The sequence below is a fragment of the Bradyrhizobium sp. SHOUNA76 genome, from assembly GCF_023006445.1.
In the GTDB taxonomy this organism is placed as follows: domain Bacteria; phylum Pseudomonadota; class Alphaproteobacteria; order Rhizobiales; family Xanthobacteraceae; genus Bradyrhizobium.
In genome coordinates this window covers 1-687 of the sequence record NZ_JALBHA010001052.1, presented here as the reverse complement: position 1 = coordinate 687, position 687 = coordinate 1, and the positions used below count along the sequence as shown (strand labels likewise).

1 protein-coding gene is annotated in these 687 nt (G+C 69.0%); it reads left to right on the top strand.

Annotated features, from left to right (window positions below; genetic code table 11):
• A partial coding sequence (locus tag MOV74_RS39650; RefSeq protein ID WP_246933055.1) for an AMP-binding protein occupies nt 1–687 on the top strand: 687 nt, incomplete at both ends.

Here is a 687-nt window from a genome sequence, read left to right as displayed (position 1 = left end):
GCGGCTCGATGACGATCTCGGCGGTATCATAGGCGAGGAGACCTCTGCACCGGCCGCGGTGAGCGGACCGGACAACCTCGCCTACGTGATCTACACCTCCGGATCCACCGGACGGCCCAAGGGCGTGATGGTCGCCCACACCGCGGTGGTCAACTTCATGACCGCGATGGCCGGCGAGCTGTCGGTGTCGTCGGACGATGTACTGATGGCAGTGACGCCGGTCTCGTTCGACATCGCCGGACTGGAGCTGTTTCTGCCACTGCTGGCGGGCGGGCGGATCGTGCTGGCGAGCCAGGCGATGACGCAGGACGGCCGGGCGCTGGGCGAAAGGCTGGCGGAGGTCGGGGCAACGATGCTGCAGGCAACGCCTGCGAGCTGGCGGATGCTGCTGGAGATCGGCTGGCGGAGCGATGGCGTGAAGGCCTTGTGCGGCGGAGAGGCGCTGGCGCCGGATCTTGCGGCCTGGCTTGTGAGCAGCACGGCGACAGCATGGAACCTGTATGGCCCGACCGAGACCACGATCTGGTCGACAGCACGGCGGCTCGGCGCCGGGATGGAGGTCACGATCGGCCGTCCCATCGCGAACACGCAAGTGCATGTGCTGGACCGGGAGGGTCGCCCGGCGGGCGTGGGGATCGCAGGCGAGCTCTATATCGGCGGCGCCGGCCTCGCGCGCGGCTATCGCGG